This is a genomic window from Occallatibacter sp., assembly GCF_036502485.1.
GTDB lineage: Bacteria > Acidobacteriota > Terriglobia > Terriglobales > Acidobacteriaceae > Telmatobacter.
Map to the genome: position 1 here is coordinate 1 of NZ_DASXYM010000032.1, position 8,352 is coordinate 8,352.

General features: G+C 63.1%; 5 protein-coding genes. 3 read left to right on the top strand and 2 right to left on the bottom strand.

Going from position 1 to position 8,352, the window contains the following annotated elements; translation table 11 throughout:
• On the top strand, positions 1 to 633 hold a 633-nt coding region (locus VGL22_RS05485; protein WP_465265888.1), incomplete at its 5' end, for an ROK family protein.
• Positions 634 to 1,110: 477 nt separating this feature from the next.
• Here VGL22_RS05485 and VGL22_RS05490 read toward each other — a convergent pair.
• Positions 1,111 to 2,250 carry a pepsin-like aspartic protease gene (locus VGL22_RS05490; protein WP_465265889.1) on the bottom strand — a complete coding sequence of 380 codons (1,140 nt, stop codon included), beginning with the start codon at positions 2,248 to 2,250 and terminating at the stop codon, positions 1,111 to 1,113.
• A gap of 270 nt (positions 2,251 to 2,520) precedes the next feature.
• On the bottom strand, positions 2,521 to 3,999 hold the full coding sequence (locus VGL22_RS05495; protein ID WP_465265890.1) for an RDD family protein: 1,479 nt from the start codon (positions 3,997 to 3,999) through the stop codon (positions 2,521 to 2,523).
• Positions 4,000 to 4,292: 293 nt separating this feature from the next.
• Between VGL22_RS05495 and VGL22_RS05500 the strand changes: the two genes are divergently transcribed.
• Positions 4,293 to 6,722: an LPS-assembly protein LptD gene (locus VGL22_RS05500; protein WP_465265891.1), complete on the top strand. Its 2,430-nt coding sequence runs from the start codon at positions 4,293 to 4,295 to the stop codon at positions 6,720 to 6,722.
• A gap of 269 nt (positions 6,723 to 6,991) precedes the next feature.
• On the top strand, positions 6,992 to 7,930 hold the full coding sequence (locus VGL22_RS05505; protein WP_465265892.1) for a DsbA family protein: 939 nt from the start codon (positions 6,992 to 6,994) through the stop codon (positions 7,928 to 7,930).
• Positions 7,931 to 8,352 lie beyond the last annotated feature (422 nt).

The window sequence follows — 8,352 nt, forward strand, 5'->3', positions numbered from 1 at the left end:
CCCCAGCTGAAAGGCGTACACCTCGGCGAGGAGCTGGGCAAGGCCCTGCAGTCACGCGCCATCGCCGCACCGGTCCACATCGCCAACGACGCCGATGCCATCGCCGCCGGAGTGGCCGCCACCCGCGGCCATCTCAACCGCCTTACCCGCGTCTGGACCATCGGCAACGGCATCGGCTACGGCCGCTGGCCCTACGTCGAAGGCGTTTGGGAAGGGGGTCACATCACCGTCACCCTCGATCCCAAAGAGAAGTTCTGTGGATGCGGCGGGGTCGGCCACCTGGAAGGCATCATGGGCTACCGCGCCATGCGGCTGCGCTTCCTCGACAAGGAGCCCGAAGAGGTCTTTGCCGCCGCTCGGCAGGGCGATCAGAAATGCCTCGAGTTCGTCGATCTCAGGCATCGCGCCCTCGCCGCCGGCACCGCGTCCTTCATCCACCTGGCAGGCCCCGGCAAGTTCTACTTCACCGGCCACAATGTCAAATTCCTTGAAGTCGGCCTGCTCCGCTCCCACCTCGAATCCATGGTGAAGATGAGCCCGCTGCAGAGCTTCTCCCTCGAAATCATGGAGCCCGACGACGAAACCGCCCTCATCGGCGCCGGCGTCAGCGCCGTCCGCGCCCTGACCTGGTGAAGGGTTTTCAGTTGGCTGTTCGGTACTTCGCGATTTTATTCGGGGGCGCAGGATGTCCGTGGGGAGTGATTCGAAGGCTCGCGGCCTGGTGAACGGATTCGATCCGTATAGTTACTAATGAGTAATATTACCGCCCTTTTTTGATTGATCCATCATGCGGTTTATTCGCTTGAACTTCGTGTTTTATTCGGGTTCGGGGCGAAAATCGATGTAACAGGATAAGTCAAAGTAATATATTAATGTTCAGGTACTTGCGAGATATCTTGCCGTGCTAAACCTGCAGCGAATGGGGGTGAAACCCTATTAGTTTTCTGGTAAACAGTCCGATGAGGATGGATGGGCAGAAAGTGGGCTGCGGAGCGGAATGGCACGGGACGCGGCATGGGTCGAGAGATCGATTGTGAACCAGAGTGAACCTGTGGGGCTGTGCCGGCGGTCACAAGCGAGCCGCCGGGAGCCAGTCTGGCGACACGGCGATCAAGTTGTCTTCCGCGCGAACTTCACCACACCCCGCCCGTTATCGGCTTCTCCGTCATAGACCGTGAAATACGGATTCATGAGCGGCAATCCCAGAATCACCAATCCTGGATCCCCGACGGTGAGCGCGCAAGCCGCATAACCTACCTTCTCCGTATTCACCTGCCAGTAGTCCTGCGGCCCCACCTCGAGCTGCACATCGCCCGCACTGCCCTCGAGGACGAACGTCAGCGTCGGCCAGCTCGCCAGCACAAGCTTCTTCGCGCTCACCAGCTTGCCGCTCTTGATTGAGCTGTTCAGCAGCGCCTGCTGATCCGCCGTAAACTGCGAGATCATCGCCTCCAGCAGCGGCGGGCTCAGGTTCAGGCTGTTGGTCCCGCTGTCGATGATCGAGTTGGAAGGCATGCCCACGGGCGGCTTGATCTTGGACGCAATCGGCGCCGTGTTGCCCACCACCACCTCTTTTAGATTCGCGCAGTACCACTCCTGCGACAGCACTTTCACCGTCTGGAACGAACCCGTGTACAAATCGGTGGCCTCTTCGCCGCCTCCCAGAATCATCCATCCGTTGTTCAGCGGATCCTTTGCCCCGCCCCCGCCCTCGTGCACAAACGAGCGGTGCGTCCAGAACGAAATCTTGTCCGAAGTGATCCCTTCCTCGAAAAGCTGCGTCAGGTATGGCTTGATCGTGCCGTGCTTCCCCTTGCGCACCTGCGTCGCCGAGTACTTCTTCTTCCACGTATCGAGCGGCATCGTGAACGCATCGTCCAGGGGCGCGTACGCCAGTCCCAGAATGCCATCCGTCTCGCCCCACATCTCCGACGAGGCTGTATACGCGATCGCGGCATTGCCATCGGCCAGCACCACGGACTCCGAGCCCGTCCCCGCGGCAATCCGGGTCTTGATCACCGCCCCGGTCCACGAGCTGCCGTCCCCGTACGCATCCGTCTGCGCCAGGTCCGTGGTCGCATCGCCAGCCTTCGTTTGCGGCTTGTACTTCTTCGCGTCCAGCGCCAGCGCGCTGCTGCCAGTGTCGAGAAGAACGTTCATCGGCTTTTGCCTGGGACCGACGAGAATGCGGCCGGTGTAGTCGCCGCCTGCATAGATGTTGGTGATCGGAATCCGAACCAGCTTGCCCATAGCATCTCCTTGAGCACAACCCTCTGATTGACTACCGGAGAGTCGTTCCAGAATTTCTTCTGTGACAGCCTGAGGCCCCCGCCTGTTGTGTGGTACTCGATCCTACCACCGGCCTGCCACGAGCCCGGGCGCCCCATCCTCGCCGCGTCTTGGTCTTTGCGGCCGGGTGGGTGACCACGAACCTTGCCAGCCTGCCACCACACCCCCACCCCCAAAAACAAAAGAGCCGATCCACCGCGGATCGGCTCTTTCATCTCTTGCTTGAGAGCTCTACCTCTTCCTGAGATAAGTCCCCGACATCCGGTCATGCCAGCTCAGGTGGTCCTCATCGAACACCGACCACACCAGGCCCAACCCCACGGGAGCCAGCGACAGCACCATCGCTCCCAGCCGCTTGCGCAGTTGCGCGCGCGTCGGAATCTCTTCCTCAAACGTGCAGAAGGCGATCCCCGCATAGCGCATGCCGGGCGTGCTGACGCCCAGCGCCATGAACAGCAGGTTGTACACAAATCCCGCGGTCAACACGCCCAGCGTTACAAACATCTCGACCCCGCGCGGCATCAACGGCTGCTGCATGCGCGCGGCCAGCATCATCGCCGCGGCAAAGAAGACGCCCAGGATGAGGCATCCATCCACAGCCATCGCCATCAAGCGCTGTCCCAGGGGCGCCAGAAAAATCTGCTGCGCCCGCCGCACCGGCTCCGGTTCGGGACGCTGCTCCAGCAGCGGATGCTCGTCCAGTTCGATACCCGACCACTCCGGACCCGAAACCTGCACCACGGCGGTCGATGTGGCCCATTGCTCCCCAGCCCACTCCTTCTCCTGCCATGCCGGCGTCGATGCAACCGCAACCTCCGGCTCCGTCGAGACTGTCTCCGGGTCTACCTCGAAGATGCTCAACTGCCGCTCCGTTTGCGTGGCAGCCTGCACCGGCTCCAGCAGCCGCGGACGCATCTTGCGCGTCGCCACAATCTCCCGCGGAAATGCAATCAGGTTGGCCGTGCCTGGATCCGTCTCGACCGCAATCGGCTCATTGCGCAGGGTTGCGCTCACCTGCGCCGGCGTCCACCAGTCCTCTGTGTCCAGTTCGAACGGCTCGGGCCGCGCCGAGGGCCGCGCCGATGTCCGCACCACCGGCCTGCTCTCCGGCTTCGTTTCGAGCCTGCGCACCGGCGCATCCGGCTCCCACCGAATGCCGAAGCTCTGCCCATCCACAATCTGTGTCGTGATCACCGGCTCCGGCACCCGCGCAACAGCCGGCGCCTCCACCACAACCTCCGGCACAAGCTCGACAGCGGTCTCAGCCGTCGTCTCCATCACGTCGACTTCAGGGCGGGACGCGGGCTCGACCGCAATCGCGGCCACAACAATCTCAGCCTCCACCCGGCCCCGCGAGATGCTCTCCACCACCGCCGGCCCGCGCTGCGGCTCGGTCGCTGCCGCATGCAGTTCGGCGATCGCCTCTTCCGCGACAGCCTGGGCCTCCAGGGCAACCCTGGTCGCAATCTCCGCCGCGCGCACCGCCAGCCGGGCCTCTTCGGCCTGCATATCGCTATAGCTCTTGGCCCTTGCATAACGCGCGGCGACACGCGCCGCCGCCTGCGCCGCCAGGCTGCTCCCAAAGGCATGCTGCTGCGCCGGCGCTTCGTCCTGCGCACCCGATCCCTTGCGGTTTTTGTGGGCGGCCAGGCGCCGAGCCACTTCCTGCTTCCACGCGGGTTCCAGATCCGGTTGACCAACTGTACTCAATTTAGATTCCCTCTACTGCGGCTCCGCTTGCTGCGATCCGCCCTGTTGTCCTGCCGCGCCAACCATGCGCAACAGCGTGCCTCAATGCAAAAGGTGGTACGCGGAAAATCAAACAAGACATCGTCCGGATCAGGCGATCCGAAGTGGCGTGCTGTGCCGGTTTGTCCTGCTGCCAGAGCGTGCGTTGTACGTCCATTGATCCTGCCTGCATTTGCTATGCTGACCTTGGTCTCCGGATGCGTCCTCGCTTTTTTCTGTGTATCACGCTATTGGTCCTCTGCCACAGATTTGTATTGGGGCAGGCGTTTACCAATGGGTTACCTCCTTCACAATCCGGAATTGACACTCCGGCGCAGCAGGCCGCACCGCTTCCCGACGACCCCGGACAGGAAGCCATTCCCATCGCGCAGCCTGAGCCCACACCACCGACCGGCATGCCCGTCAGTTGGAAAGCCGACCGCCAGATCTGGGCCAGCAACACCGCCACGCTCTACGGCGTGACCGAGTTCCGCTATCGCGACTACGTCATCAGCGCCGACAAGATCACCTGGCGCCAGGACACCACCGAAGTCGAAGCCGAAGGCCATCTCGAAGTCCGCGGCGGACCCGACGACGTGGTGCTCACCGCCTCTCGCGGCACCATCCGCCTCAACATGCACACCGCCCGCTTCTACGACGTCGCCGGCACCATGGGCGTGCGCAGAACCGGCCACACCGTCGTCTACTCCACCGCGAACCCGTTCATCATTTCCGCGCGCGTACTCATCCAGTCCGGGGAGCGCGACTACCGCGTGGTCGACGGCACGATGACCAACTGCCGCCTCCCCCATCCCGACTGGCAACTCATCGCCCGCTCCATCCACCTCAATAACGGCAAAGCCTCCGCTAAAAACACCTACTTCAAATTTGTCGGCGTTCCCCTCTTCTACCTGCCCTATCTCGAACACCCCATCGACGAAGGCGGCCGGCAGAGCGGATTCCTCATTCCCATCCTCAGCATCGGTTCCTCCATTCGCGGCTTCACCGTGGGCGAACAGTACTACTGGGCCATCAACCGCAGCATGGACATGGTGATCGGCGCCGAATACTACAGCCGCCGCGGCTGGGCTCCCAATGGCGATTTCCGCTACAAAGGTCCGGGCCTCGATCACCTCGGCCTGCGCTGGAACGCCCTCCTCGATCGCGGCTATAACCAGGTCCAGCCCGACGGCTCCATCGTCAACATCAACCAGGGCGGCACGGACATCTCCGCCAACCTGCGCAAGGACTTTTCCGCGGAAACCCGCCTCGCCGGCTACGCCGAATACCTCTCCAGCTACACCTACCGCCTGGTCTTCAACGACAATTACTGGCAGGCCATCAACTCCCAGGTTAAAAGCGATATCAGCTTGACCAACGCCCACAACGGCTACGTTCCATCCATCGAAGTGGCCCGCCTGCAGACCTTCGCCAGTCCCACCGGAGGCAACGAAGTCCGCATCCTGCATCTGCCCAGCATCCGCTACGATGTCCTCGATCACCCCCTCGGGCCCGTCACCTCGCCGGTTTACTGGGGACTCGGGTCCTCCGTCGCCCATCTCGGCCGCTCGGAGCCTGACTTCCACGCCCACAACGACGGCCGCATCGACGTTTATCCGCACATCTCCCTGCCGCTCACAGGCGGCGGCTGGAGCATCATCCCGCAGGCTGGCTTCCGCGGAACCTGGTACTCCACCAGCCAGGTCCCCGACATTGCCGGCACCCGGGGCGGCGTCCCCGCCGTGAGCCATGAGCCCCTCAATCGCTTTTATGCCGAGGCAGCCCTCGACCTCCGCCCTCCGGCCATGGGACGTGACTTCGCTATCGGCCATGCCGGCAAAGTCCTTCGCCACGTGATCGAGCCCGAGCTGACTTACCGCTTCGTCGACGGCATCGGCGAAAAAGAACGCAACGTGCTCCTCGTGGACACCACCGACATCGCCACCGACACCAACGAACTCGGCTACTCACTCACCCAGCGCTTCTACGTCCGCCGCCACTCCTGCGACGCCGCCGCCATCCCGGAATCCGCCGACTGCCAGACCCGCCCCCGCGAATGGGCAAGCTGGCAAATCGCCCAGCGCTACTATCTCGATCCCAAATTTGGCGAGGCCCTCATCCCCGGCCGACGCAACGTCTTCTCCTCCACCCTCGACCTCACCGGCATCGCCTTCCTCACCGAGCCGCGCAACCTTTCTCCACTCATCTCCCGCATGCGCTTTGAGGCCGTCCACAACCTGCGCATCGAGTGGGACATGGATTACGATCCGAAGCCCGGCCGCTTCGGAGCCGACAACATTTTCGCCGGCTACACCTGGGGCATCACCACGCTCGGCATCGGCCACGCTCTCCTCAACGCCCCCAACGAACAGGGCACCAAAGCCGCTCTCATCCAGAGCCAGCAGCTCAGCCCGTTTCTCCAGATCGGCCGCCCCGATCGCGCGGGCTTCAACCTTGCCATGAACGGAGGCTACGATTTCGTCCAGTCCCTCCTCCAGTACGGCGGGGTCCAGGCCGTCTACAACTGGGACTGCTGCGGCCTCACACTCGGCTACCGCCGCTTCGAGCTCGGCACCGTCGGTTCCACCGGCCGGGATGAAACGCAGTGGCTCTACAGCTTCACCCTCGCCAACTTCGGCTCCGTCGGCGACATCCGCCGCTCCAGCGTGGTGTTCCGCGACCCCGCCGCCACCCCCGCCTGGTAACTGTCCCGCCGGTTATTCCTCCGCAAACCTCCCGTGGCCGGTCGTGTCGCCTTTTTCCTGGCGACAGGATGGGAGGCCACGAAGCCAGAAAGGCGGCGGAGCTGCAATCGGCCGCACCGCAGGCGCCGGCGAAGGCTGCGGAGCCGCAATCAGCCGCACCGCAGGTGCTGATATCCTGTTGATACCGCCCCGGCCCGCCTGAACCCGCGTCGTGACGAGTCATTGTGACGTTCCCCCCAGCGGAGCGTCCCTGCATAGAGGAACCGAATTTGTTGCGTCTTCGAATGATGGCCGGCCTGCTCGCCCTGGGCCTCGCCGCCGGCTGCAAAGCCCAGGTCACCCCTTCCACCGATCCCGCCCTCACCCGCCGCGTCGAGGTCATGGTCCGCTCCCAATTCAACGTCCCGCCCGACATCACCGTCACCCTCGGGCAGCGCACCCCCAGCGAGCTTCCCACCTATGACACTCTGCCCGTAAATCTCACCCGCGGCGGGCGCAACCAGGTGATCAAGTTCCTCATCTCCAAAGACAACAAGACGCTGGCCCGGCTCGAAACCTTCGATCTCGACAAAAACCCGGCCATGAACATCGACGTTGCCGGCCGCCCCATACGGGGGAACCCCGGCGCCAAGGTCACGATCATCAACTTCGACGATCTCGAGTGCCCCTATTGCGCGCGGATGCACGAGTCGCTCTTCCCCAACACCCTAAACCGCTACAAGGACCAAGTCCGCTTCATCTATAAGGACGATCCCCTCGTCGAGATCCACCCCTGGGCCATGCACGCCGCCATTGACGCCAACTGCCTCGCGGCCCAGAACGGCGACATCTACTGGAAATACGTCGACTACCTCCACTCGCACGGCCAGGAGATCAACGGGCAGGATCGCGACGTCCAGAAAAGCTTTGCCGCCCTTGACCGCATCGCCAAAGACGAAGGCACCGTCGCCAAGCTCGACACCGCCAAACTGGACGCCTGCATCGCCAAGCAGGACGACACTCAGGTCAAGGCATCCGCCAAGCAGGCCGACGCCCTCGGCATCGAAGGCACCCCGGCCGTCTTCATTGAAGGCGAGCGCATCAACGGCGCCATGCCCGAGGAGCAGCTCTGGATGGTCATCGACCGCGCCCTCCGCGCCGCCGGCGAACAGCCGCCCCCGCCCGAAAAGCCCGAAGCCACCCCCACCCCCTCCAAACCCGGACAATAAACATCGCCCGAGCGCGGCGCCCCAGGTCTCGATTTGAGACCTGGGAATTTACAAGTCTTACCCCGCCACCCGCGCCGCGTCTTTGTTCTTGCGGCCAGGGTGGGAGTCCACGGACCCAACCTCCCAACCGTGAAAACTCAAAATCAAAATTGAAGGCTCTCTATGAGCCCAACAGCACTTCGCCTCAACCGCCTGACCGCGTCTCAGTCGTACCGATGCCCTCTCCCAAAAAACGTCCGCCGAAACAACCTGCCTGCGTCGCCAACCCAAAAAATCGGCTCCGCGCCGACAAATCCAATGACCTTCTGGCCCCAGGCGAGTCCAGAGAGTTATCCTGTAGTGCCGGAAGCTGTTGCAGTTTCCGAGGAGAGATCAGGTTTGCAAGTCGATTCCGTTGTTCGGACGCGCACGCTTTCTGCCGT

Coding starts and splice junctions, on each gene's coding strand:
- VGL22_RS05490 (WP_465265889.1), bottom strand. CDS start 2,250: ATGGGCAAGCTGGTTCGGATTCCGATCACCAACATCTATGCAGGCGGC.